Here is a 24,284-nt window from a genome sequence, read left to right on the forward strand (position 1 = left end):
CCACGCCGGTCGCCCTCAATCCTGCTCCAGGAAATGATTCCGATGCGACACATCCGCACCACCGTCAAAGCCTTGATCGGCGCCACCGTCATGACCGGGGGCCTGATCGTCGTCACACCGGCGGCGCAGGCCATCACCATTCCGGTGGCGTGCGATGAGAACGCCCTGGTCGCGGCGGTGAACCTGGCCAACTCCACCCCCACCTCGGACACCCTCGTCCTGGCGGGCGGTTGCACCTACGGCATGACCACGGCGCACGGCGGCGCGTCCAACGCGCTACCGGTGATCACCACCCCGATCGAGATGATCGGCCCCGCCACCGTCACCAACGCGTCCCCGCTGGGCCTGGGGCTGTTCCGGATCGCCGAGGTCGGCCGGACCGGCAGCCTCACCCTGACCACCGGCGTCGCGTTCACCCGCGGCAACGTCGTCGGCCACGGCGGCGGCATCCTCAACCGCGGCGCGGTCACCCTCACCGGCAGCACCCTGACCGGCAACACCGCCTCGGGCAACGGCGGCGGCCTCGCCAACGCCGACACGCCGTCGGGCAAGGCCCCCGCCGCGACGTTCACCAACAGCCCGGTGTCCGGCAACACCACCCCGCTCGGCGAGGGCGGCGGCCTCTACAACGGCCTGCGCGGCACCCTCACCGTCACCGGCGTGACCGGCAGCCCGCTGTTCGTCACCGGCAACAGCGCCGGCCGCGGCGGCGGCATCTCCGCGATCAACTCCACCGCCACCACCCTCACCCAGACCGCCGTGACCGACAACCACGCGCTATCGGCCCTGGGCCAGTCCGGCGGCGTGTACCGCCAAGGCGGCACCATGACCACCACCGACTCCCCCATCACCGCCAACACCCCCAACAACTGCGTCGGCAGCACTCCCGCGGTCCCCAACTGCACCGGCTGACCGCTTCCGGTGGCACACCGGGTGAACGAGCCAGGCCGAGGCCGGGCGGGAAGGTCGATCGACGGCCTCCCGCCCGGCCTGCGTCGTGCGGGGAGGGCCGTGCGTGGCGTCGCCTACTCGTGCTCGGGCAACGCGGGCACCGACCTCAGCGCGCGGTTGTTGCGCGGTTCGGTGCGCGTCTTGGCCTCGTCGACCTGCCGGATCAACTCGTCGCGGACCTCGCTCAGCGCCGCGGGCAAGTCCCGCTTCGAGGACGTGGCGACGAGGTGCAGGCGAGGGCTCCGGTTGATCCAGCACTCCAGGGTGACCCGCTGCTCGACGCCCTGGCGGTCCTTCACGCTGACCTCCAGGTCGACCTGATCGGCCCGGAACGACCGCAACCGCGATCCGAGGGAGGCCAGGTGTCCCGAGACCCAGTCGTGCTCGGACGCGAGGAAACCGGTCCCGAGCTGGAGGCGCTGGACGATGACCGTCGCGCCTTCGGGGGCGTCATGCATGCGCTGTCCGTCCTTTGTGGATTGCGTTCGGCGTCGACCGGGAACACGTCCGCGGTTGTCAGGCCTTGTGGGTCCGGGCCGGCCGCGGCCAGCGGACGTTGGTGGCCCAGCCGAACACCTCGAAGACCCGGATCAGCCGCGCGGAGATGTCGATCTGGCCGCGTCGCACGCCGTGGCGGGCGCAGGTGGGGTCGGCGTGGTGGGAGTTGTGCCAGGACTCGCCCATCGACAGGATCGCGAGCGGCCAGAAGTTGGCGGACTTGTCGCGCGAGGCGAAGGGGCGGTCGCCGATCATGTGGCAGATCGAGTTCACCGACCACGTGACGTGGTGCAGCACGGCGACGCGCACCAGGCCGGCCCAGAAGAACCCGGTCAGCGCACCCCACCAGCTCCACGTGATGAGGCCCCCGGCGAGCCCGGGTGCGAGCAGCGTCACCGCGGTCAGCGCGGGGAACCAGCGGTTGACGCGCTGGATGTCCTCGTCGGCGAGCAGGTCCGAGGCGAAGCGGGCGGCGTTCGTCAGCTCCCGCTGGAACAGCCAGCCCATGTGGGCGTGCCAGAAACCCTTGGCCAGCGCGCCGGCCGACGTCCCGAAGAGCCACGGGGAGTGGGGGTCGCCTTCGCGGTCGGCGTAGGCGTGGTGCCGGCGGTGGTCGGCGACCCAGCCGACGACCGGGCCCTGCATGGCCATGCTGCCGACCACCGCGAGCGCGATCCTCAGCCCACGGTTGGCCCTGAACGCGCCGTGGGTGAAATAGCGGTGGAACCCGATCGTCACCCCGAGGCAGGTGAGGGTGTAGAAGAAGACGGCGAGGCCGAGGTCGACCCAACCCAGACCCCAGCCCCACGCCAGCGGAACCGCCGCGGCGAGCGCCAGGGCCGGGATCACCGCGAACAACTTGACCAGGAACATCTCGGCCGGTGACTTCACCCCGGCCAGCACGGGCTGCGGCGCTTTGTCGGCTCGCAGGACGTCCGATCGGACTTTCGTGCTCATGTTCGTACCTCCGGCAACGGCGTTGTTCTCCGTCGCCGGGGTCCGGGGCGATCGGTGTGGGGGTTGGGCGGGTGCGGCGACAGGCAGCCGCCGAATCGGTCGGGTACCCGTGGCACGGCGTTGGCAAACCGGCGTGGTGGCACCGACGCCCTCGGCGTTCGAACAGGCTGGGGCCGCCTGGACACTGTCGACCCATTGAAGATGGATCGCCGCCCGCCAGGACCGAAATCACCGGTAATCTTTCAGATATTCTTCGACCGTGAACGGCACCAGCCGGAATCCACTCGACACCATTCCGATCGATCATGCCCAAATGGGTGCAGGACGGAGTTGTCGAGAACACCCCGGACAGCAGAGGGCTACCAGGCGTCTCTCAGCAACGACGGTCCCGGCTCGTCATCGTCGTCGTCGCGGGCAGTCCCGCGCGGTGGCGGCGTCAGCTCGGCCTCGACGTCCAGGTTCGCGAGCCCGGCGATGTACTCGTCGAGGAATGCCGCGCCTTGCCCGACGAGCGCGGTGCGTTCGGTTTCGGGCAGGTGTTGGAACTCGTCGATCGCGGCGGAGGTCCTGTCCGCCACCGACTCCACCGCCCACTGCTGGGTGAGCAGGTCGCGCGGGGTGGAGCGGCCGGCGACGACCTCCTTCGCGAAGTCGGAGACGGCGCCGTCGTCCGCCGCGGCGAGCACGCGGAACAGGTTGTGCTGCGCCTGCACGCCGTCTGCGGTCGCGAACGGGTTCGTCATCACGCTCCCGGGTGGTCGAAGTGGGACCACGGCCAGATCGCGCGCACGCCGTCGCCCTGCGCCCGCGCGGCCTGCACGACGGCGGCGAACCCGTGCACGAGTGCCCGGACCTGGTCGACCGCGGACTGGATCTGGTTGGCGATGCCGATGATCGAGCCGAGGAACTTCGCCGCGCCGCCGGTCGCGACGTCGGCGATCGTGCCGATGAACTTGGCCACCGCGTTGCCCCTCATCGCGGTGAGCAGCGCGACGATGGCGTCGATCATCGTTTCCAGCAGGACGCCGATCGTCTGGTACAGGTGGAAGGCGGACTCGGCCAGCAGCGAGACCTTCTTGGCCACGTCGTGGCAGTACTTCGCGTGCTCCGCGCAGCCGAGGGCGAACTCGTCGAGCCACCGCTCGGCCGCCGCAGCCGCGTTGCCGTCCCAGCCGTCCTGGATGGCATAACGGCCGCGCTGGACGTTCTTGGCGATGCCGTCGAACGCGGTGCCCGTGTCGGCGATGACGACGCTCTCCCGGTAGATGCCGTTCCAGTCGCCGCTGTAGACCTCGGTAATGCGGTCGAGCGGACTCCACCCGAGGATCTTCTGCGCGATCTTGTCGGCTGTCGCGGCCACCGAGCCGAAGTCCCCGACCTCGAGCCACTTGCCCAGCTTGTCCTCGACCCCCATCGGCCACTTGTCCCGCAGCACTTCGTTCTCGATGCTCGTCTCGCCGGGGCCGTTGTAGTACCTGGTCTCGACCACGTCGACGAATCCGCTCGACGCGACGCCCGGCGGCAGTTCGCTCGCCTCGACGTTCCTCGGGTACGTCGGCACCGCCGGGTACACCTGGTCCAGCCGGCCGGCCTGGTCGCGGTCCGTGGTGCGGTAGAACTCGGCCGCTTTGGTCAGTTCGACCGCCGACGAGCCGGCGAGGCTCAGTGCGCGCCGGGTGTTGTCCTGCGCGTGGAAGCGCAGGTTCTCCAGGTGGCCGGAGAGCTCCAGGAAGACCCCCTGGCCCAGGTCGTCGACCTGGTTGTGCTCCAGTGCCTTGAGGTGCGCGGCGATGCCGGAGCTCTGGCGCTGCACGAGCCCGCCCAGCAGCTCGACGGCCTTCGGTGCGACCTTGAAGGAGTCCCCCACGACCAGATCATGGCACAGCGGCGACAGCGCCTGCGCGTGCAGCACCGGATCACCGCCCGGTGCCTAACCGCAGGTCGGGTCGTGCGGCCGGCTCTTGACACCCCACGCGGCCGCTCCGGTCTCCCCCACGGCAGCGGACAGGATCGTGGAACCGAGCGTGTTCTCCAGCTGCTCCCACCGCGTGACCAGGTCCGACATCATCAGCATCAGCACGTCGGGGAAGGCGTGGAGGAAGCTCTGGTACCGGTAGTGGTCGAGGTAGAACAGGACCACGTCGCCGAGTGCCGTCACCGACGTGGTGCGGGCGTTGAAGAACAGGTCGTGGTGGCCGAGCACGGCCCCGCGACCCACGATCGCGCGGTCGTAGATGCCGCCGAAGTCGACCTCGACCTGGCCGTGGGCGACGAGGAACACCCCGTGCGCCGGGTCGTCCTCGCGGCAGATGGCATCGCCCGCGGTGAACGGGATCTCGTCGAACATCGAGGCGAGCGTCTCCAGTTCGGAGTCGGCCAGCGAGGCGAAGAGCCGCACGCCGTGCGGATCGACGCCCTCGCGCAGGCACGCCACCCTCTCGCTCAGATCACGCTCGTCGATGTGCGTCATCCGCAGCCGCGCGAAGCGCAGCACGCGGTCGGTGTTGCGCGACTGACGGCGGGAGATCCCGGCACTCGGCGGGGTGTAGAGGGTGGCGTCCCCGCTGATCCGCGCGGCTTCACGCAGGCCGGACTCGTAGGCGCTGTGCACGCAACCCCAGTGGTAGGGGTTGGTGCCCTCACCGGCGAAGTACAGCCGGTCACCGACCGGTTCGGCGAGCGTGCCGATGTCCTTCGACGAGGAGTCGACGCCGATGCAGGTGTACGAGCCCAAGGCGAAGGGGTCGGACGACCACGCGGTGCGGGAGATGTGCTCGGGCACCGGCGCGGCGGCGCCGAACAGGTCCTCGACGATGGTGCGGGCGTAGGTGGCGACCTCCTGATCGGACCAGGTCTCCGCCTCGCGGCCGAGCGAAGCGCCCAGCAGCATCACCAGGACCGGCTTGCCGTGGGACTTCCACATGCTGATGACGACCGTGGGATAGCGGTCGGTGTCGCGGCACAGGTAGCCGAAGACGTACTGCTCCGTCGGCCAGAAGGGCTCGCGGTAGTGCAGGGCGATCTTGTTGAGTGTGCCGAACCCCAACCGGGCGATCGCCGACCGCTTGATCTCCGGCAGCGGCGGATCGAAGCGCACTACCTCGGACTTCAGCACCCCGAGCGGCACGGTCACGAGCACCCTGTCGGCCTCGAAGTCACCCCGGTCGGTCGTGACCCGCACCGGTCCGGTGGTGGTGTCGATCCGCACGACCACGTGGCCCAGCCGGACGTCCAGCCCTTCGGCGAGGGCGTCGACCACCGACTGGTAACCCTGGTGCAGGGTGCTGTCACCGTAGCCGTAGACCAGATAGCCGTCCTCCCAGAACTGCAGGGACAGCCTGTCGGGGTCCTCGGCGACGTCCTCCCGCAGGAGCACGTTGAGGTGGTAGCGGACCGCCTGCTCGTCCTCCGGCGGCAACCGGCGCGCGGCGAGGACCCCGCGCACGGCCTCGCCGAGCGGGATGTCCGGGTGCTGCTCCTTGCGCGCGATCGAGGCCTGCCGCTCGATCTCGTGCAGCACGTCGTCGGCCAGTTCCAGGGTGCGGCTCTTGCGGCGGTGGTTCGTCAGGCGGCGGTCCGCGCCGAACAGGTCCAAGCTGTCGAAGCCCCCTGTGTAGGCGCTGTCACCGCCCACGTAGCTGTAGGGGATGCCCAGGTCCTCGACCCGCTCGGTGATCGGGTTGCCGTCCGTGCCGTGGATCCAGTGCGCGCCCAGGTCGACCCCGTGCTCGTCGGTCCAGATCCGCCCGCCGACCCGGTCGCGTGCTTCCAGGACGGTGACGGGGTGGCCGAGTTCACGCAGCGCCCGCGCGGCGGCCAACCCGGACATCCCGGCGCCCACGACGATGACGCTGGGCAGGGCGTCAGCTTTTCGAGACATCGCTTGATTCTCTGGCAGTCGGCACCGTCGCCGGCAGTCCCGGATCGAGTGTTTCCGGTTGCTCCCTCCGAGTTGCCCCGGAGACCGTGGCGAATCCTCAGTGGGCATGTTCCCGCAAAGTGCGGGTTGATCCGGTGTCGGATGCTGCGGGGCAGTGCCTCCAACCGACTCCGCAGTTCTGCGGCGTGTGGCAAGGGACATCGACGGACGGTGTTCCGCCGCAAGCCCTTCAGCCGATTGAGGACGGAGGATCGAGCCGCGAGACTCGTCCCCCATCACACTTCCGAAGAACGGGAATCCTCATGCGTCTGCGTTCGTCGATCGTCGCTGCGTCAGCGCCCTGCTCGGTGCCACGGGGCTGTTCCACGTGCCCGCTTCCGCAGCCGTAGTGGACGTCGACCGCGCGCTGGGAACCCAGGTCGCACCTCAAGCCCGGCGGCACCGCCGTCCTGTGACTCGACGGGTGGCGTGGGCGGCGCAGGCGTTACGGCGCCCGCGCACCGGCCTGTGTCGCCATGGATCGCAGTCTTCTCACGCGCCCGTTCGGGTGCCCGTCCTGTGGAGGTGGTGGCGGTGGGACGTATCCGAGGTCTGCTCGTCCCGGTCGCGCTGATCACGTCGTCCCTGCTGTTCCCACCGTCCCCCGCGCACGCGGCGCCGGGCGATCTCACCTGCGCGGAGAACGAGTCGGTGACCTATTCCCCCGGCCTGCTCACCACACCTCGGCCGGTGGACGTGAGCGTGTACAACGTCCTCTCGTGCACGTCCCTCTCCCATCCGGCGGTGACGGGAGGGCACGTGCAGGCGACCATCCGCGGCCTCAACCGCTCGTGCAGCGACCTCGCGGCGTCAGGCAGTGGTTCGTACACCATCACCTGGAACACCGGTGAAACCAGCACGATCAACTACAACCGGTCCGCCAACTACGTCCTGGGAACGCTGGTCATCGTGGAGAACGGGACGGTGACCGCGGGCAAGTTCACCGGTGACTCCACCACGCACGTCGTCGAACTGCTCAACCTCAACCTCCTGGCCTGCCTTGCCGAACCCGGGCTCACCACGGCCTCCGGCAGCGGCATCTACGTCTTCGGCTGACGTGCCCCACATCGGTCGTCGGCGGCCGGTCGCCGCATCGGGGTGAACCAGGCCCGCCCCTCCTTGACCACTGCGGAAACCTTTGGCAATACTGGCTTTCCTCCACGCAAGGATGGATGCGATGAAACTCTTGAGAATGATCCTGCGTCGTCGTCGCCCGGCCACCACCGGCTACTACGCCTACCCGCCGGTGTGACCCGCTTCGCCCGGACCGCCCGTCACCGGTGGTCCGGGCGATGCCGTCGCCCACTCGAAGGTGAGACGCGATGACCGGGCCACTCGACGCCCTGACCGCGGCCGCGGGGTCCGGTGGAGGCGTCACCGAGCTCGAGCACGGTCTGCGGCTGGTGACCGACCCCACCGAGACCGAGCGCCTGCTGGCGAGCAAGGACACGTCGACGGTCAGGTCCGCGCGGCGCACCGGCATCACCTCATGGGGACCGAACGGCTTGGACACCTGGATGGCGGTGCGCCGTGCCATGCGCCCCTTCCTGACCGCTTCGCGACTGACCCCGGCCATCTCCGTGATCGCCGAACAGGCCGAGCGTGCCGTGTCCGCCTGGCCGTCACCCGGCGTCGTCGACGCCGGGGACGCAACCGTCAGCCTGATCTCCGCCGTCAACACCCGACACCTGCTGGGCGAGACGTCCGAGGCGTTGTCCGCTCTGGTCGAACGCGAACTGGTCCTGGCCGGGCGGACCCGTTGGCCGCTCGGACGCCGTCGTCTGCGGCACGCCCAGCGCGCCACCTACAACGCCATCCGGCAGCACATCCTCACCCACCCTTCACCCGCGGGACTGCGGGCGGTCCTGACCGACCACGGGTTCAGCGAGCACACCGTGACGCTGACGCTGCGCACCATGCTGCTGTCCAGCCACCACGTCCCCGCCACCGCGCTGGCCTGGGCCTTGCACGAACTGTCCACCCACCCCGACGTGCAGGAGCGGGCCCGGGCCGAGGCCACCGCGCACCCGGACCCGACGGCGGACCTCCCGCTGTGCCGGGCGGTGATCCGCGAAACCCTGCGCCTGCACCCACCGGTGTGGCAACTGCGGCGGCAGCTCACCGCGCCGACCCGCGGACTGCCGACGGGGACGACCCTGCTGTTCAGCCCCTACCTCAACCAGCACGACCCGGACGCCTACCCGGAGCCCTCGCGATTCCACCCGCAGCGCTGGAGCCCGGGCTTCCACCCGGCGCCGGGCAGCTACCTGCCCTTCGCGCTCGGCCCCCGCACCTGCCCTGCCTCGCAACTGGCGCTCACGCAGCTGACCGTCGTCCTCGCGGCCGTTCTGAAGAACCGCCACCTGACTCCTCACCGCGATCCCGCACCGACCTTCGGCACCCTGCACGCTCCCCGCCACCTGCGGCTGCGCGTGCTCCCGGCATGACCGATCCGGGACGTGGATGACGTCGACCCGGTCGGTGAACGGCGAACCCGCGTTCTCCACGAACCCGCGGAACAGCCCTTCGCCGATACCCGCCAGTCCGGCCTGCTCGCCCGTGAACCGTTCCCCGAGGACGGGCGCCTGCACCGACGGTTCCAACCGGGCAACTCCCGTCCGCAGCTCCCCCGGTGACCGGGCGTTCCTCGCGGACTGCTGCACCAGTCCCTGTCGCCACGCTTCGTGGCTGCGACCACTGGTACGAGAACAGGATGACTTCCGGACAGTGGTGTAATCGCCGCCTATATGGTTCGGGTATGAGCCAGCCGATTCCGTTCGCCGACGTCAACTTCAAGCTCGCCGTCGTGCAAGAGCTGATGTACAACCAGGGCCTCTTGCCGAGGTTCGACCTGCGCGAGCACGCCGCCGAGCAGGGCTTCACCTACGACGACGGGAGCGTTGAGGCGGTGCCCGAGGCTCTGGCCTACTTCGAGGCGCTCGAGGTCCCCGCCGAGCTCGCGGAGAAGATCACCGAGATCGAGATGGACGGCGGCAACGAGATCTACCTCGAGATCGCGCCGAACTGGGACGGCGAGGACGGACTGTTCGACGTCGACGAGTTCGCCGACCTGCGGCACTTTCCCAACCTGAAGTCGATGACGCTGTTCTACACGGGCAACGAGGAGTCGCTGGAGACGCTGCGCGCCCGCGGAATCGAAGCAGACTGGCTCTGACCCGGCCACTACCGCTCGGGCACGTCCGGCAATCGACGCGGTCTTCTCCGACGACGGCGCCTTCATCGACAGCGCGCGCCATCGCGCCGACGAGTAGGCACGGGAGCGCCCGTCCGCGGCCCGTGTCGTGCGCCGGAACTCCACACCGGCCGAGCTGCGGCGAACGTGGATCACGGATCGCAGCGGCCTGATCGTATCGCAGCGGCCTGATCGTGAGGTGTGGCGCACGACCGCTGTACCTGATCTTCGTCCGGCTCGCCAGCTGGTTGGTTCTGCTCGGCCGGTCATCGGAGGCCGAGCAGGGCGACGGACCGCGACGGGCAGCGTGTCCGACATCGTGCTCCACCCCGGCGAAGGTGGTCATGCCGACGGGTCGGTGACGCGGGGGAAGGCGTGCTCGGTGAACCGGCCGCAGGCGGTGAAGCCGAGGCGGCGGTAGACGGGTTCACCGTCGGTCGAAGCCTGGAGGACCGCTGTGGTGGCGCCCGCGGCGCGGGCGGCGTGCAGGACGGCCAGGGTGATCGCGCCGCCGTAGCCGCGGCGGCGGTCGGTCGCCAGGGTGGAGATGTTGTAGATGCCCGCGACGCCCGCGTGCGGGAATGCCTCGGCGGTGCACACGGGGCGGCCGTCCACGCGGCCGAGCAGGTAGCGGGCCGGGGAGGACAGGGCATGCGGCGCGGCGTCGGCGTAGAAGCGGCGCACGGTGGCCGCGGGTGGGTCCCAGTTGGCGGCGAGCACGGCGGCGAAGTCGGCCAGGTCGTCCGGCGTGGCCACCGGGCGGATGTCGAGTCGGCCCGTGGGTGGGATCTCCGGCAGGTCGGTCAGGTCGCGCCACATCCCGGTCTCGGAGCCCGAAGCGGGCAGGCCGGCCGCGGTGAGCAGGTCGGCGAGGTTCGCGGGTGCGGAGGCGGGGCCTACCCACCAGGAGAAGGGTCGTCCGGTGGCCCGGACGGCGCGGACCGCCTGCTCGATGCGCTCGGTCGCGTTCGCCGGCGTGAAGCGGGCGGCGGCGACGAGGTTGAACGTGTCGTCATCGAGCCCGCTGTCGGCGACGAGCAGGTCACCAGCGTCGCTCACCGTGGCGTTCGGTGAACGCCGGTGCAGGTGGGCTGCGTGCGCGGCGAGGTTGCGGTCCATCGCCTCCTCGATCATCACAGCTGATCATGCTATCGGCGGCGCCTCCCTGCTCGGCACCTGGCGGGACGGCACGCGCCTGGTCTGCACCGCCCACGACGACGGCCACCTCACCGGTGCGTGCGCACGGGTCGTCGTGGGCTGTGCCCGCATCGGGTGATCACGAGGCGGGTGTTGTCGATCAGCTGCGGGGGTACCAACTCACCACGTTCCACGTCTTCGGCAGGAAGGACGATCATGACGGCCGATGACGCCGCCTACCTACCCAGACCTCGACCCGCCGAGCCCCTCGAAGCGCTGACGTTCGAACTGACGGGCGTCGTGCCCGATCTGGTCGAGACACGGCAGTGGACCGGCGATGTCCTCGCCGACCTCGCAGAAGACGAGATCACCGACGCCAAGCTGGTGGTGTCCGAGCTGGTCACCAACGCGTACGAGCACGGCCGGCACCCACTGCACCTGCGGCTGCGACGCAGCCGCGACCTGATCCGCATCGAAGTGACCGACCTGTCACCACAGATACCGGTGGTGGGCGACTCGTCGGTGCGAGCGACACGTGGTCGCGGGATGCTGCTCGTGGACCGGATCTGCCGACAGTGGGGAGCCGTGCGCCACGCGGTCGGCAAGACCGTCTGGGCCGTCCTGACCCACCACTCCCACCGCCCGACCACCGTCCTCTCCGGCTGATCGCCCCGGCTGAACTCGACGGTGATCGACCCACGGAGTGGCGACGCAGCGGGGGCCACCGCCCACGCAGCGCCATCGCCGCAAGCGCTGCCGACAGCGTGCCGTACAGCGCAGTGAAAACGACTGTCAACACCGGGGCAGGACCTCGGTCACGGCCTCGCCGTCCACATCGTCGCCGCTCTCAACCGGGAGAACGCCCGGGAGTCGATCCCGCTCGCATCGGACCGCGGGAGGGATCGACTCCGTTCCGGTGCTACAGGGCGTCCGCTCGCACGTCGGCCAGTGCTTGTTCCAGCGTCTCGTGCAACGGCAGCAGCTTGTCCATCGCGGTGGCCGTCAGTGAACGGCGCACGGCGCGGCTCGCCACCACGTGGACCGGTCGGCGCCGGAGCGAGGCGTTGTGCGCACGGATGTGACCGAGCGCGGCGATGCCGGAGGAGGCGAAGAACGTCACCCCGGACAGGTCGATCACCAGCGCACCGGCGCCGCCGTCGAGCAGTTCCAGGCAGCGGTCGCGCAGGTCGTCGCTGTTGGCCATGTCGATGTCCCCGACGACGCGGACGATCATCGCGTCACCGTGCGAGTCGGTGGTCAACTCGGGATTGGGCGAGTCAGCAGCATTCACGGCACCATCATGACCGCTGCCCGTAGCTTACACAGCCCCTGTCCAGACCTGACTCGCGGAAGCGTGGTGACGGCCGCGGGGTCGAGGAGGTACACGCTGCCCGGGTCCTGCGTCGAGCCATCTCCGACACGAGCCGACCCGAGGGCGGGAACCCGGACGAACCGGCCTGCCTCCGACTGCCCCGTCGAGCCACAACCGTCCCAGGGCGGTCCTTGCGCGGACAGGCGGAGGTGCGCCCATCCCACGGCGAGTCCCTCGGGGTCCGCGGACCGGTCCCAGTCGCTGATCCCCAGCGGGGGAAACGACCGGGCTGCCGCGTGCTCGGTCACCGGCACCACAGCTCGTCCACGTCCCAGACGCCTTCGGTCTCGCCAACCCGGGTCATGGTCAGGAGGTGGCGCAGGGTGTGGTTCTCCGCCGGTGTGCGCCGGACGTCGAGCACCTGCCCCAGCGGTGCGTCCAGGTCGGTGAACAAGCCGTCCGCCATCGCGACTCCCACCAGGGTGGGCAGCACGGATCTGGTGATGGAGAACACGTCGGCCACCTTCGGTCCGCGCAGGTGCGCGTCGTGGACGAGTCGACCGCTACCTCGACGCGCAGGTGACTGGTGGGCCGGTACTTCGGGTTGGTCTCCAGTTCACGCTGGATCTCCTGGCTCGGCTCGAAGAGGTGCGCTCCACCACGACCGGTGCTCGCCATCACGCCTCTCACGTCGCCCGTCCGCAGACCACGCCGCGGTGTTCTTCCATCGCCGCGGCGCGCACACGGGTCCGAGCCGGCCCGGCGACGTCGACGCCGCCTTGACCGGCATCCCCTCTACCCGGTGAAGACGGCGGATCCCCGCCGAGTCCCCCACGTCGAGCACTCCCTACTGTCAACGGGTCAGATCTCACCCGGCGTCGACCGCGGTGGTACTCGTCCGCGAGCCGTATTACGGTCACGGGTACACCCAGTCGTTCCGCGCCGGCTCGCATGGCCCCTGTCACACGCTCGTGCTGTCCTTCGGGTGTGCTCGACGACCAGGACGGAGTGGGTGGATGATGGATGCCGGGCGGGTGCCTCGGCGGCTGCAGGTGCTGGAGGCGATCACCGACAGCGGGCTGCGCGAGCTCGACCTGGACAAGCTGTTCGACGTGCTGCTGCAGCAGTTGCGGTCGCTGTTCGCGGTCGACACCGCCACGGTGCTCCTGGTGGACTCCGGCGGTGGGCACTTGGTGGCCAGGGCGACCGCCGGTCTGGAGGAAGAAGTCCTCCAAGGTGTGCGGATACCGGTGGGCTCGGGCTTCGCCGGCATGGTCGCCGGCCGTCGGGAGCCGGTGCAGATCGACCACGTCGATCCCACCACCGTGGTCAACCCCCTGCTGTGGGAGCGCGGTCTGCAGGTCATGCTCGGCGTGCCGATGGTGGCCGAAGGCAGACTGGTCGGTGTGCTGCACATCGGCAGCACGGCTGCGCGCCGGTTCACCGACGAAGACGTCGACCTGCTCCAACTCGCGGCCGATCGGCTGGCGACCGCGGCGCACCTGCACCGCTCACGGTCCGAACTGGCGGCGGCTGCCTTGCTCCAGGAGAGCCTCCTGCCCGGCCGGCTGCCGACCACTCCCGACTGGGAGTTCGCCGCGCGCTACGTGCCGGGCGCGGAGAACGGTGTGGGCGGCGACTGGTACGACGTGTTCACGCTGCCCGGCGATCGCATCGGCGTGGTCATCGGTGACGTGGTCGGCAGCGGGCTGCCGGCCGCCATCGTCATGGGACGACTGCGCAGCGCCCTGCGCGCCTACGCCCTGGAGTTCCCCGACCCGGCGGAGGTGCTCGGCAAGCTCGACCGCAAGGCCAGCCACTTCGAGGCCCACACCATGGCCACGGTCGCCTACGCCGTGATCGACACCACCACCGCCCGCGTCGACCTGGCGCTGGCCGGCCACCTGCCACCCGTGCTGGCCATCCCCGGCGAACCGTCCCGCCTGGTCCCGGCTCCGGTCGGACCGCCAATCGGACACCACCTGGCCGTCACCGGCCGCCAGGGCACGACCCTCGACCTGCCACCCGGCGCGCTGCTGGCGTTCTACACCGACGGGCTGGTCGAACGCCGCGGCGTCGACCTCGACAGCCGACTCGAGCAGCTGCTCGGGCACGTGGTGCCGGCCACCGCGGAGATGGTCTGCGCCGAGGTCATGGCGAGCCTCGTCGGCACCCAACCCGCCACCGACGACATCGCCGTGCTCGTGACCCGCCACCGCCCCTGACCCGCCCGCCCGGACCCGCCACCTGCCGAACCGGGGTGACAGGACCGCACCCCCGGGACAGGTCGGCACCTGGACGGGACCAGTCGGCGCGGTGACAGCGGGGAGGTCACGGAGGTGTGAAATGGGTGCGAGTTGGGCAACCCGGTCCCTGTAGCGATCACGCCGCGTCGCAGAAGGCGCCGTGGCACGAGGACGAGGAACCACCGTGGGCATCCTGGGTTGGATCGTTCTGGGTCTCATCGCCGGCGCCATCGCCAAGGCCATCATGCCCGGCAAGGACCCGGGCGGCATCATCATCACCATGCTGCTGGGCATCGTGGGCGCCATCATCGGCGGATTCATCGGCCGCGCCATCTTCGGCTCCGACATCGGCAGCTTCTTCGACCTGAGCACCTGGCTGCTGGCCATCCTCGGCTCGCTGATCGTGCTCGGCATCTACCACGTCGTCACCAAGCGCGGCCACCGCGCACACAGCTGACACGACACCACCGAACCACTCGGGCCCGCCGGTCACCCACCGGCGGGCCCGACCATTTCCTGGGACACGCAGCGGGACGAACTTCGGGTCGACCGACCGGCTCATCGATGTCCACTCCGGACACGTCAACCGCGTCGAAGCGACCCGCGCGGTCGGTCACCAGTGCGCACAGGCCGCCGGTGTGCAGCAGGAGGTGGGCGTACTCGTGCAGTCACAAGAACAACCGTCCACACGCGCTGTCCGAGCCGTTGACGACGATCACCGGCAGCGGCTCCCTACCAGGTCCGGGTGCCGCCCAGGCCGTTCGCCGATGCCGTCAGCCCGAGGTAGGGCCTGTCCTGCGCATCAGGGCACCACCACTTCGAGGCGAACGTCGGTCAGTTCCTCTCGCAGGTCGCGGGCCGGGCTGAGGTTGAAGACGGGAATTCCGTCCCTGCCGAAGTGGACTCGGTGCATCGCGGACGAGACCACGTCGTGACCCACGGGCGAGGCGACCGCGTGGTAGCAGATCCAGGTGTTGCCGTCGTAGTCGGTGAAGAGGGAGTTGTGCCCGGCACCACAGAGCCCTTCCACCGACCGGTAGTTCAGGACCGGCGTGATCGCCTTGGACCACGCGGAGGCATCCAGGTAGTCACCGCCTCGGGGAATGCTCAGCATCCCGATGGAATAGGTGTAGCCCCTGGAGTCCCCACCGGAGTACGTGATGTACACGGTCTCGTCGGTCAGCAACGGGTACGGGCCTTCGTTGTTGATCGTCCCGTGCACGTTCTCCCAGCCGTACAGCGGGCGCGTCAGCACCACCGGTTCGCTGATGAGACGAGTGGGATCAGCCACGGTCGTCTCCGCGATGCAGACCATGCTGCCCGAGTCCATCGGCGAACCCGGACCTGTCCGGGATGACCAGACGAGGAAGCACCACCGCCGCAGTCGCATCGTCCATTCAGGTCACCACCGCGCGCACCCGGCCACGCTCACACCTCCCGGGTTCGAACCGGATCGCGGGTCCGAGGCTTCTCCGCGTCCTCGACGCCTGGGGCGCCTTCCTCAGTTCGGGCTTGCGGCGCAGTCGGGCCACGAGGTTCGGGGCGGTCGTCATGCCGACACCGCCTTGGCCATGGGTAGCGAGAGGACGATGGTCAGGCCGCCGCCTGGGGTGTCCTCGGCGGTGATGGTGCCGGCCATGGCCTCGGTGAAGCCCTTGGCGACGCTGAGCCCCAGGCCGACGCCGGGGGTGTTGCCCCGGTCGCCGAGGCGTTGGAACGGAGCGAAGACGGTGTCGACGGTGTTCTTGGGCAGCCCGTGGCCGTGGTCGACCACGCGGAGTTCGACGTGGTCGCCGTGGGCGCCGGCGCGGACGGCGATCTCGGGTTCGTCTGGGGTGATGGCGCCGTCGCCGTCCACGTCGACCGGGCGGCGCGGGGTGAGGCGGCCGTGCCGCAGGGCGTTGTCCACGACGTTGGCGACCACCCGTTCCAACAGGCCGACGTCGGCCAGCACCGGCGGCAGGTCCTCGGGGACGTCGACCGAGACCAGTCGGCGCTCGTCGAGTCCGGTCAGGGCGCGGGCGACGGCCTCGTCGTAGGTGACGGCTCTGATCAGGGGCGCGACGGCGCCGGTGGCCAGGCGGGAGGAGTCGAGCAGGTTGTCGACCAGGCCGGCGAGCCGGTCGGTGGAGACCTCGGCGGTGTCCAGCAGCTCGGCGGTGTCCTCGGGCGAGAGCCGCAGGTCGGGGTCGCGCAGGCTGCCGATGGCGGCTTTGATCGAGGTCAGCGGGGTGCGCAGGTCGTGGCCGACGGCGGACAGGATCGCGGTGCGCAGTTCGGTCGTCTCGGCGCGCCGCTGGGCTTCGGCGGTCTGGGCGGCCAGGCGCTGCTGCCGCAGGGCGAGCAGCGCCTGGCCCGCGGCGGCTTCCAACGCCTGCTGGTCGCTCGCCGGCAGGGCGCGGCCGCGCAAGGCCAGGTGCACGTCCGCGGTGACCGGCACGTCGACATCGGCCTCGTCGGGCTCGTCGCACGGCCGGGGGCCCGCGCAGGCGACGCGTTCCCACTCGCCGTCGCCGCGTTCCAGCAACGCCACCGATTCCAGGCCGAAGTTCTCCCGCACCTTCTCCAGCAGTCGGGCGAGGGGGAACGGGCTGGTCAGCACGGTGCGGGCGTAGGAGGCGAGCAGCGCGGCCTCGGTGCGGGCCCGCGCGCCCTGCTCGGCCAGCCGGGCGGCGCGGTCCACGACCAGGGCGACCAGGGTCGCGACCAGGAGCATGGCCAGCAGGGTGACCAGGTTCTCCGGGGTCGCGACCGCCAGGCTGTAGTACGGCGGGGTGAAGAAGAAGTTCAGCAGGCCCGCGCCCAGCAGCGCCGCGCCGAGCGCCGGACCCAGCCCACCGACCAGCGCCGCGACCACCGTGACCAGGAAGAACCCGATGAGGTCGGTGGAGAAGGAGACCTCGTCCCGGGTGAGCATGCCCAGTCCGGTGACCACGGCGGGCAGCACCGTCGCCAACACCCATCCCAGCAGTCGGCGTGACGTGGTCAGCGCACCCCGGTTGACCCTCCGGCTGGAGGCGCGCCGGGCCTGCGCGTGGGTGACCATGTGCACGTCGATCGGCCCGGAGTCCTGGACGACGGCCGAGCCGATGCCTTCGTCGAACACCCGCGCCAGCCGCGAGCGGCGCGACGTTCCCAGCACGAGCTGGGTGGCGTTGACGGCGCGGGCGAAGTCGAGCAGGGCGGTGGGCACGTCGTCGCCGACCACGGTGTGGAACGTCGCGCCGACGCCCTCGGTGGTCCTGCGCGATCTCGCGATCGAGTCCGGCGGTGCACCGGCGAGGCCGTCACCGCGCAGGACGTGCACCACCAGCAGTTCGGCGCCCGCCCGCACGGCGATGCGCCGCGCCCGGCGGATCAGGGTCTCGCTCTCCGGGCCGCCGGTGATCGCGACGACCACCCGTTCCCTGGTCTCCCAGGTGTCGGTGATGCTCTGCTCCGAGCGGTAGCGCTGCAACGCCACATCGACCTGGTCGGCCACCCACAGCAGGGCCAGTTCGCGCAACGCGGTGAGGTTGCCGACCCGGAAGTAGTTGCCCAGCGCCGCGTCGATCTTGTGCGCGGCGTACACGTTGCCGTGCGCCAGGCGGCGGCGCAGCGCCTCCGGCGTGAGGTCGACCAGCTCCACCTGCTCGGCACGCCGCACCACCTCGTCCGGCACGGTCTCGCGCTGCCGCACGCCGGTGATCCGCTCGACCACGTCGTTGAGCGACTCCAAGTGCTGCACGTTGACCGTCGACAACACGTCGATCCCGGCGTCGAGCAGCTCCTCGACGTCCTGCCACCGCTTGGCGTTGCGCGACCCGGGCAGGTTGGTGTGGGCCAACTCGTCCACCACAGCCACCTCGGGCCGCCGGGCCAGCAGGCCGTCGACGTCCATCTCGTCGACCCGCACCCCGCGGTGGTGCGACCGCCGGCGCGGGAGCACCTCCAGCCCGTCGACCAGGGCCGCGGTCCTGTCCCGGCCGTGGGTCTCGACCAGCCCGACGACCACGTCGGTGCCGCGCTCACGGCGTCGGTGCGCCTCTCCGAGCATCGCGAAGGTCTTGCCGACCCCGGGCGCGGCCCCCAGGTAGATCCGCAGCTCACCGCGCTTGCCCCGCACCACGTCAGCCTGCCTCTCCACGATCCCGCCGGCCGCAAGCGCGGAGGCGAGCACCGTGGCGGTGATCGCCTCCCGATCGTCATGCCGCCGCGTCGAGCGCCCGGTTCAGGGCGGTCACGTTGACCCCCGGTTCACCGAGGAACCCGAGGGCGCGACCGTCCGTGTGCTCGGCGACCAACGTCCGAACCTCGTCCTCGGCCAGTCCGTTCTCCCGGGCCACGCGGGGCACCTGGAGCTCGGCGTAGGCGGGGCTGATGTGCGGGTCCAGACCGGACGCCGAGGCGGTGACCGCGTCCTGCGGCACGCGGTCCTCGGCCACGCCCTCGCGTCGGGCGATCTCGGTGCGGCGCTCGGCGACGACGGCGTCGTAGTCGGGGTTGAGCTCGCCCTTGTTGGAACCGCCGGACGCGGGGAGCGTCGCGGCCGAGGGCCGGGTGCGGAACCACTGATCGCCGTCACGGTCCGCACCGACCAGCGTGGTGTGGACGGCTTCGGCGTTGGCGTGCAGGCCGGGCAGACGGGAGACGGTCCACACGGCCGCCGGGTAGAGCACGCCGGTGAGCGCGGTGAGCACGAGCAGGACGCGCAGTCCGGCGAAGGTCTGCTTGGCGAGTGCGTTCATGGAGCGGGTCACCCGATTCCGGGGATGAGTCGGACGAGGAGGTCGATCAGCCAGATGCCCGCGAACGGCGTCACGACGCCGCCGAGGCCGTAGACCAGCAGGTTGCGCCGCAGCAGCGCGGCGGCGCTGGTGGGCTTGTACCGCACGCCGCGCAGCGCGAGCGGGATCAGCACGACGATGACCACCGCGTTGAAGATCACCGCGGAGAGGATCGCCGACCGCGGCGAAGCCAGGTGCGTGATGTTGAGCTCGTCCAACTGGGGGTGGATGGCGGCGAACATGGCCGGGAGGATGGCGAAGTACTTGGCCAGGTCGTTGGCCACCGAGAAGGTGGTCAGCGCGCCGCGGGTGATGAGCAACTGCTTGCCGATCGCCACGACCTCGATCAGCTTGGTGGGATCGGAGTCCAGGTCGACCATGTTCCCGGCCTCCTTGGCGGCCGAGGTGCCGGTGTTCATGGCCACGCCCACGTCGGCCTGCGCGAGGGCGGGGGCGTCGTTGGTGCCGTCGCCGGTCATCGCGACCAGCTTGCCGCCCTCCTGCTCGCGCCGGATCAGCGCCATCTTGTCCTCGGGCTTGGCCTCGGCGAGGAAGTCGTCGACCCCGGCCTCGGCGGCGATGGCGCGGGCGGTGAGCGGGTTGTCGCCGGTGACCATGACGGTGCGGATGCCCATGGCGCGCAGCTCGGCGAAGCGCTCCTTCATGCCGGGCTTGACCACGTCCGACAGCCTGATCACGCCCAGCACGCGGTCGTCCACGGCGACCACCAGCGGTGTGCCGCCCTCGGCGCTGATCCCGTCGACCACCGCCCTGGTGGCCCCGTCGAGGGTGAACGCGCTCGCCGCGCCCTTGCGCACGCGCCGCCCGTCGAGGTCGACGCCGCTGACCCGCGTCTGCGCGGTGAACGGCACGAACTCGCCGGTCTTCTCGTGCTCGTCCGCCTCCGCCGGGCGGCCGTGGCGCTCGGCGCACAGCTCGACCACGCTGCGGCCCTCCGGGGTGCCGTCGGCCAGCGACGACAACCGGGCGGCGTCCACGAGCGCGTCCAGCGACGTGCCGCGCGCCGGGATCAGGTCGGTGGCGCGCCGGTTGCCCCAGGTGATGGTGCCGGTCTTGTCCAGCAGCAGCGTGTCCACGTCCCCGGCGGCTTCGACCGCCTTGCCGGAGGTGGCCAGCACGTTGCGCTGCACCAGCCGGTCCATGCCCGCGATGCCGATGGCCGACAGCAGCGCGCCGATCGTCGTCGGGATCAGGCAGACCAGCAGCGCGGTCAGCACGATCACCGACTGCTCACCGCCGGAGTACACCGCGAACGGCTGCAGCGCGACCACCGCGAGCAGGAAGATGATCGTCAACGTCGAGAGCAGGATCGTCAGGGCGATCTCATTGGGCGTTTTCTGCCGCTGAGCCCCCTCGACGAGGGCGATCATCCGGTCGACGAACGTCTCCCCCGGCTTCGCGGTGATGCGCACGACGACCCGGTCCGACAGCACGGTCGTGCCGCCGGTGACGGCCGACCGGTCGCCGCCGGACTCGCGGATGACGGGCGCGGACTCGCCGGTGATCGCGGACTCGTCCACGGTGGCGATGCCCTCGACCACGTCGCCGTCACCGGGGATCACCTGCCCGGCCTCGACGGCCACGAGGTCACCGACCTCCAGCTGGGTGCCCGGCACGGTGCGGCCGTCGGTCAGGTGCGCGACGGCGTCGGTCTTGGCCTTGCGCAGCGAGTCGGCCTGGGCCTTGCCCCGACCCTCGGCGACGGCCTCGGCGAGGTTGGCGAACAGCACGGTCAGCCACAGCCACGCCGCCACGGCGGTGGTGAACACGCCCGGGTCGCCGATGGCGAACACCGTGACCAGCAGGGAGCCGACCCACACGACGAACATGACGGGGTTGCGCGCCTGGTGGCGGGGGTCGAGCTTGCGCAGCGCGTCCGGGAAGGAGACGAGCAGTTGGCGGGGGTTGAAGATGCCCGCGGCGACTTGGTGGCCCAGGTGGTGCGGGTGGCGTTCGCGGATCTCTTCCGGAGTCCGCGGTGGGTGTTCGGTGGTGGTGCTCACAACAGGGCCTCCGCGATCGGACCGAGGGCGAGGGCGGGAACGAAGGTCAGCGCGGCGACCAGCACGACCGCTCCGCCGAGCAGGGTGGCGAACAGCGGGCCGGTGGTGGGCAGCGTGCCCGCCGTGACCGGCACCTTCCGCTGCGCGGCCAGCGAACCGGCCAGGCACAGCACGGCGATGATCGGCACGAACCGGCCCAACGCCATGCACACGCCCAGCGACGCCTGGAACCAGTCGCCGGTGACCGTGATGCCGGCGAACGCGCTGCCGTTGTTGTTCGACGCCGAGGCGTAGGCGTAGAGGATCTCCGACAGGCCGTGCGCACCCGGGTTGTTCACCGCACCCCGCGTGGAAGGCAGGATCGCGGCGATGCCCGCGCCGAGCAGCAGCACGGTCGGCATGGCCAGGATCGACACGGCGGCGGCCGTGACCTCACGGCGGCCCAGCTTCTTGCCCAGGTACTCCGGCGTGCGACCGACCATCAGCCCGGCGAGGAACATCGCGATCACGGCCATGACCAGGATGCTGTAGAGGCCGGTGCCGACACCGCCCGGGGTCATCTCGCCGAACAGCATGTTCAGCATCGCTCCCCCACCGCCCAGACCGGTGAAGCTGTCGTGCATCGAGTTCACCGCGCCGGTGGACGTGGCCGTGGTGCTGTTGGCGAACAGCGCGCTGCCCGGGATGCCGAACCGCAGTTCCTTGCCCTCCAGCGGCCGCAGGCCATTCGCCTCGGCCACCCAGATGACGGCGAGCATGACCGTCCACAAAGCACCTATCACGCCCAGCAGGACGTACCCCTGCCGGCGGTCGCCGACCATGGTGCCGAAGGTGCGGGTGAGCGAGACCGGGATGAGCAGGATCAGGAAGACCTCGATCAGGTTGGACCAGGCGTTGGGGTTCTCGAACGGGTGAGCGGAGTTGGCGTTGAGCACCCCGCCGCCGTTGGTCCCCAACTCCTTGATCGCCTCCTGGCTCGCCACCGGCGCGGTCGCCACGGTCTGCCCGTCGACGTCCACACCGGACTTCAGGCTCATCACCACGCCGGTGGCCACGAGCACGATCGCGAACACGAACGCCACCGGCAGCAGCACGCGCACCACGCCGCGGGTCAGGTCGACCCAGAAGTTGCCCAGCCGATCGGTGCGGTGCCGTACGAACCCGCGCACCAGGGCCACGGCCACCGCCATGCCCACCGCGGCGGAGACGAAGTTCTGCACCGTCAGGCCGATCATCTGCACGGCGTGGCCCATGACGGTCTCGGGCACGTAGGACTGCCAGTTCGTGTTGGTCACGAAGCTGACCGCGGTGTTGAACGCCATCCCCGGCGGCACGTTCCCGCGGTCGAAGTCCCAGGGCAGCACCGACTGCACCCGTTGGAGCACGTAGAGCAGGACCACGCCGACGAACGAGAAACCGAGCACGCTCAACGCGTAGGTGCCCCAGCGCTGCTCGGAGTCCGGGTCGACACGCGCGACCCGGTACACCGCGCGTTCGACCCCGGAGTGCCGGGCACTCGTGTACACGCGGGCCATGTAGTCGCCGAACGGCCGGTACGCCACCGCCAAGGCGACGACCAGCAGACCGACCTGCGCCAGGCCGGCGAGGGTCGGGGACATCAGAACTTCTCCGGTCGGATCAGCGCGACGAACAGGTACCCGATCAACAGCAGGGCCAGCACGCCGCCGACGGCGTTGGCCACCACACCGGTGCCGCTCACAACCGCCCCAGACCGCGCACCCCGAGCGCCGCCACCAGGAACACACCCATGATCAGCAGCACGTAGGCCAGATCGGCCATCCCGCGCCCCTTCCCGACTCCGAGCAGTCCCGGACGCGGGACCGCGATGCCGGGAAGGATGCCTCCGGAACTGGCTGCTCAATGGGCGCCTGACGAGTCCTTGACACCCCCGATGGGGTCCCATACGCGTTGTTGACGGCCGAGAGATCCCGGCCTCATCACTCGTCCTGCGGCGACCCGTGCTCGGCATCCGGCACCGTCCCGATCGGGAAGAAGACCGGGCTGAGCAGGTAGGGGCGACGGCCCGGCGCGGGTCCGTTGGCGGCGCGGGCCCGGAAGATCCCCATCAGCTCGCCGGCCAGCCCGGTGAGCTCGTCGGGGGTGAGCCAGAGGGTGCCCTGGCGGTAGCCGATGGAGTCGGCCACCAGGGCCGCTGGACGCCCCGGAGTGACTGGACGAGGTGGTCGGCGACGCGCGGGTGGTGGCCATCGGGGAGAGCGCGCACTACAACGCCGAGTCCTACCTGCTGCGCCACCGCCTGTGCCGCTACCTGGTCGAACGGCAAGGGTTCGGCGCCTACGCCCTGGAGCCCGGGTTCACCGAGGGCTGGGCGGTCGACGCCTGGGTCCGCGGCGCGACCGACCCCGACCAGGCCGGCCGGCTGATGGGCGACGGCATGGTCAGCCTGATGCTGAGGTGGACGCAGGTGCGGGCCCACCTGGAGTGGATCCTGCGCCGCGAGGACCGGATCGTGCTGGCCGCCCACGAGGCACACATCCAGCGATGGCCCGCCACCCTGCCCGGCATGCCCGCGTTCACCACGCTGGGCCTGCACCTGGCCGACCGCCCTCGGTGGGGGCTACCGCGTCATCGGCACGACCACCGGCACCGGCCAGACCCTCGACACCAGCCCCGACTTCTACACGGGCACGTTGTTCACCGACCTGGGCGCACCGGAGCCCGGCGGCCTCGACGCGCTCATGCACGCGGACCACGACGGCCCCTTCGCCGTCGACCTCCACCGCCTGTCCCGCCCGACACCGAGACCGTGCGAACCGCGACCAAGCAACGCTCGGCACCTCGTACTCCGACATCAGCCCCCTGGACGCCTGCGACGCACCGTCCGGAGGGCGACGGCCGTGCAGACCGACCGGACCCGGCTGCACGGGGTGCCGCCGGAGCTGAACATCCCGGCCGAGCGCTCCTTCAACATGTCGCTCGGGTTCTGGCGCGCCTGCGCGCCGCTGCCGATGCCCGGTCCGGGGTCGTTCGGCCACCCTGGCTCCGGCGGGTCCACCGCCTTCGCCGACCCCGACGCCCGGATCGGCTTCGGCTACGTCACCAACCACTGGAACCACCGTCCCGACGACCTCCGGGCGACGAACCTGGCCGAGGCCGTCCGGGCCTGCCTCGGGTAGCGGCGCGACCCGGCCTGGCGGGAACGCGGAACACGCGGCGTAGCGGGTCCGCTGGGAGCCCACAGGCCCGACGGTGGTCTGGTTCCGTGCTCACCTCGATCACCGGGTCTCTTTCAAATCAGT

At 70.6% G+C, this 24,284-nt stretch carries 23 protein-coding genes; 8 read left to right on the plus strand and 15 right to left on the minus strand.

The genetic code is table 11. The features are described 5' to 3' along the window. Positions 1-42: 42 nt before the first annotated feature. A complete protein-coding gene (locus LNK82_RS20500; protein ID WP_230568639.1) occupies positions 43-912 on the plus strand; it encodes a hypothetical protein in 870 nt (289 codons plus the stop codon). A 113-nt stretch (positions 913-1,025) separates the two neighbouring features. On the opposite strand, the gene LNK82_RS20505 is transcribed toward LNK82_RS20500, so the two are convergent. The 5 genes from LNK82_RS20505 to LNK82_RS20525 form a co-directional block, all read right to left on the minus strand. Then, positions 1,026-1,409, minus strand: coding sequence for an HPF/RaiA family ribosome-associated protein (locus tag LNK82_RS20505; RefSeq protein WP_230568640.1), 384 nt, complete (start codon positions 1,407-1,409; stop codon positions 1,026-1,028). A gap of 58 nt (positions 1,410-1,467) precedes the next feature. Further along, positions 1,468-2,406, minus strand: coding sequence for an acyl-CoA desaturase (locus LNK82_RS20510; protein WP_230568641.1), 939 nt, complete (start codon positions 2,404-2,406; stop codon positions 1,468-1,470). A gap of 359 nt (positions 2,407-2,765) precedes the next feature. Further along, positions 2,766-3,149 (minus strand): hypothetical protein, encoded by a 384-nt coding sequence (locus LNK82_RS20515; protein ID WP_230568642.1) that lies wholly within the window; start codon positions 3,147-3,149, stop codon positions 2,766-2,768. Then, positions 3,149-4,318, minus strand: coding sequence for a hypothetical protein (locus tag LNK82_RS20520; protein WP_230568643.1), 1,170 nt, complete (start codon positions 4,316-4,318; stop codon positions 3,149-3,151). The genes LNK82_RS20515 and LNK82_RS20520 overlap by 1 nt, the downstream gene beginning before the upstream one ends. An 18-nt stretch (positions 4,319-4,336) precedes the next feature. After that, positions 4,337-6,286: an FAD-dependent oxidoreductase gene (locus tag LNK82_RS20525; RefSeq protein WP_230568644.1), complete on the minus strand. Its 1,950-nt coding sequence runs from the start codon at positions 6,284-6,286 to the stop codon at positions 4,337-4,339. A gap of 573 nt (positions 6,287-6,859) precedes the next feature. Here LNK82_RS20525 and LNK82_RS20530 point away from each other — a divergent pair. The 3 genes from LNK82_RS20530 to LNK82_RS20540 all read left to right on the plus strand — a co-directional run bounded on the left by LNK82_RS20530 (position 6,860) and on the right by LNK82_RS20540 (position 9,500). Beyond that, positions 6,860-7,381 (plus strand): hypothetical protein, encoded by a 522-nt coding sequence (locus LNK82_RS20530; RefSeq protein ID WP_230568645.1) that lies wholly within the window; start codon positions 6,860-6,862, stop codon positions 7,379-7,381. A 266-nt stretch (positions 7,382-7,647) separates the two neighbouring features. Continuing rightward, on the plus strand, positions 7,648-8,772 hold the full coding sequence (locus LNK82_RS20535; RefSeq protein WP_230568646.1) for a cytochrome P450: 1,125 nt from the start codon (positions 7,648-7,650) through the stop codon (positions 8,770-8,772). 311 nt (positions 8,773-9,083) lie between these two features. Beyond that, positions 9,084-9,500, plus strand: coding sequence for a DUF6892 domain-containing protein (locus tag LNK82_RS20540; protein WP_230568647.1), 417 nt, complete (start codon positions 9,084-9,086; stop codon positions 9,498-9,500). Between the two features lie 360 nt (positions 9,501-9,860). On the opposite strand, the gene LNK82_RS20545 is transcribed toward LNK82_RS20540, so the two are convergent. Beyond that, positions 9,861-10,652: a GNAT family N-acetyltransferase gene (locus tag LNK82_RS20545; protein ID WP_230568648.1), complete on the minus strand. Its 792-nt coding sequence runs from the start codon at positions 10,650-10,652 to the stop codon at positions 9,861-9,863. Between the two features lie 219 nt (positions 10,653-10,871). On the opposite strand from LNK82_RS20545, the gene LNK82_RS20550 reads away from it, so the two are divergent. Next, positions 10,872-11,321, plus strand: a complete 450-nt coding sequence (locus LNK82_RS20550) for an ATP-binding protein (protein ID WP_230568649.1) — start codon at positions 10,872-10,874, stop codon at positions 11,319-11,321. 253 nt (positions 11,322-11,574) lie between these two features. Here the strand turns inward: LNK82_RS20550 and LNK82_RS20555 are convergent, their stop codons facing one another. Beyond that, positions 11,575-11,946: an STAS domain-containing protein gene (locus LNK82_RS20555; protein WP_230568650.1), complete on the minus strand. Its 372-nt coding sequence runs from the start codon at positions 11,944-11,946 to the stop codon at positions 11,575-11,577. Positions 11,947-12,271: 325 nt separating this feature from the next. Next, the gene (locus LNK82_RS20560) at positions 12,272-12,481 is read right to left on the minus strand and encodes a hypothetical protein (RefSeq protein ID WP_230568651.1); all 210 of its coding nucleotides are present in this window, start codon (positions 12,479-12,481) and stop codon (positions 12,272-12,274) included. A gap of 502 nt (positions 12,482-12,983) precedes the next feature. On the opposite strand from LNK82_RS20560, the gene LNK82_RS20565 reads away from it, so the two are divergent. Beyond that, positions 12,984-14,192: a PP2C family protein-serine/threonine phosphatase gene (locus LNK82_RS20565; RefSeq protein WP_230568652.1), complete on the plus strand. Its 1,209-nt coding sequence runs from the start codon at positions 12,984-12,986 to the stop codon at positions 14,190-14,192. 205 nt (positions 14,193-14,397) lie between these two features. Further along, a complete protein-coding gene (locus tag LNK82_RS20570) occupies positions 14,398-14,670 on the plus strand; it encodes a GlsB/YeaQ/YmgE family stress response membrane protein (RefSeq protein ID WP_106620231.1) in 273 nt (90 codons plus the stop codon). A 345-nt stretch (positions 14,671-15,015) separates the two neighbouring features. On the opposite strand, the gene LNK82_RS20575 is transcribed toward LNK82_RS20570, so the two are convergent. The 7 genes from LNK82_RS20575 to LNK82_RS20605 all read right to left on the minus strand — a co-directional run bounded on the left by LNK82_RS20575 (position 15,016) and on the right by LNK82_RS20605 (position 23,168). Next, positions 15,016-15,543, minus strand: a complete 528-nt coding sequence (locus LNK82_RS20575) for a family 43 glycosylhydrolase (protein WP_230568653.1) — start codon at positions 15,541-15,543, stop codon at positions 15,016-15,018. 219 nt (positions 15,544-15,762) lie between these two features. Then, positions 15,763-18,339, minus strand: a complete 2,577-nt coding sequence (locus LNK82_RS20580; RefSeq protein ID WP_230568654.1) for a DUF4118 domain-containing protein — start codon at positions 18,337-18,339, stop codon at positions 15,763-15,765. A gap of 58 nt (positions 18,340-18,397) precedes the next feature. Beyond that, positions 18,398-18,940 carry a potassium-transporting ATPase subunit C gene (locus LNK82_RS20585; protein ID WP_230568655.1) on the minus strand — a complete coding sequence of 181 codons (543 nt, stop codon included), beginning with the start codon at positions 18,938-18,940 and terminating at the stop codon, positions 18,398-18,400. Positions 18,941-18,948: 8 nt separating this feature from the next. Continuing rightward, a complete protein-coding gene (gene kdpB, locus LNK82_RS20590; RefSeq protein WP_308257241.1) occupies positions 18,949-21,003 on the minus strand; it encodes a potassium-transporting ATPase subunit KdpB in 2,055 nt (684 codons plus the stop codon). Further along, entirely contained in the window at positions 21,000-22,622 is a 1,623-nt protein-coding gene (gene kdpA, locus LNK82_RS20595; protein WP_230568656.1) for a potassium-transporting ATPase subunit KdpA, read from the minus strand. Before kdpA ends, kdpB begins: the two co-directional genes overlap by 4 nt. Beyond that, the gene (gene kdpF / locus LNK82_RS20600; protein ID WP_033434554.1) at positions 22,622-22,723 is read right to left on the minus strand and encodes a K(+)-transporting ATPase subunit F; all 102 of its coding nucleotides are present in this window, start codon (positions 22,721-22,723) and stop codon (positions 22,622-22,624) included. The genes kdpA and kdpF overlap by 1 nt, the downstream gene beginning before the upstream one ends. A gap of 238 nt (positions 22,724-22,961) precedes the next feature. Further along, the gene (locus LNK82_RS20605; RefSeq protein WP_230568657.1) at positions 22,962-23,168 is read right to left on the minus strand and encodes a hypothetical protein; all 207 of its coding nucleotides are present in this window, start codon (positions 23,166-23,168) and stop codon (positions 22,962-22,964) included. A 714-nt stretch (positions 23,169-23,882) separates the two neighbouring features. Between LNK82_RS20605 and LNK82_RS47795 the strand changes: the two genes are divergently transcribed. Then, on the plus strand, positions 23,883-24,161 hold the full coding sequence (locus LNK82_RS47795; RefSeq protein ID WP_230568658.1) for a serine hydrolase: 279 nt from the start codon (positions 23,883-23,885) through the stop codon (positions 24,159-24,161). Positions 24,162-24,284: the final 123 nt, after the last annotated feature.

The sequence above is a fragment of the Saccharothrix luteola genome (genome assembly GCF_020859565.1).
Lineage (GTDB): Bacteria > Actinomycetota > Actinomycetes > Mycobacteriales > Pseudonocardiaceae > Actinosynnema > Actinosynnema luteola.

What these genes read in the sequence shown, in the direction of transcription:
- LNK82_RS20500 (WP_230568639.1), top strand. Translation starts at nt 43, where the DNA reads ATGCGACACATCCGCACCACCGTCAAAGCCTTGATCGGCGCCACCGTC.
- LNK82_RS20505 (WP_230568640.1), bottom strand. Translation starts at nt 1,409, where the DNA reads ATGCATGACGCCCCCGAAGGCGCGACGGTCATCGTCCAGCGCCTCCAG.
- LNK82_RS20510 (WP_230568641.1), bottom strand. Translation starts at nt 2,406, where the DNA reads ATGAGCACGAAAGTCCGATCGGACGTCCTGCGAGCCGACAAAGCGCCG.
- LNK82_RS20515 (WP_230568642.1), bottom strand. Translation starts at nt 3,149, where the DNA reads ATGACGAACCCGTTCGCGACCGCAGACGGCGTGCAGGCGCAGCACAAC.
- LNK82_RS20525 (WP_230568644.1), bottom strand. Translation starts at nt 6,286, where the DNA reads ATGTCTCGAAAAGCTGACGCCCTGCCCAGCGTCATCGTCGTGGGCGCC.
- LNK82_RS20535 (WP_230568646.1), top strand. Translation starts at nt 7,648, where the DNA reads ATGACCGGGCCACTCGACGCCCTGACCGCGGCCGCGGGGTCCGGTGGA.
- LNK82_RS20540 (WP_230568647.1), top strand. Translation starts at nt 9,084, where the DNA reads ATGAGCCAGCCGATTCCGTTCGCCGACGTCAACTTCAAGCTCGCCGTC.
- LNK82_RS20545 (WP_230568648.1), bottom strand. Translation starts at nt 10,652, where the DNA reads ATGATCGAGGAGGCGATGGACCGCAACCTCGCCGCGCACGCAGCCCAC.
- LNK82_RS20550 (WP_230568649.1), top strand. Translation starts at nt 10,872, where the DNA reads ATGACGGCCGATGACGCCGCCTACCTACCCAGACCTCGACCCGCCGAG.
- LNK82_RS20565 (WP_230568652.1), top strand. Translation starts at nt 12,984, where the DNA reads ATGATGGATGCCGGGCGGGTGCCTCGGCGGCTGCAGGTGCTGGAGGCG.
- LNK82_RS20575 (WP_230568653.1), bottom strand. Translation starts at nt 15,543, where the DNA reads ATGGACTCGGGCAGCATGGTCTGCATCGCGGAGACGACCGTGGCTGAT.
- LNK82_RS20585 (WP_230568655.1), bottom strand. Translation starts at nt 18,940, where the DNA reads ATGAACGCACTCGCCAAGCAGACCTTCGCCGGACTGCGCGTCCTGCTC.
- kdpA (WP_230568656.1), bottom strand. Translation starts at nt 22,622, where the DNA reads ATGTCCCCGACCCTCGCCGGCCTGGCGCAGGTCGGTCTGCTGGTCGTC.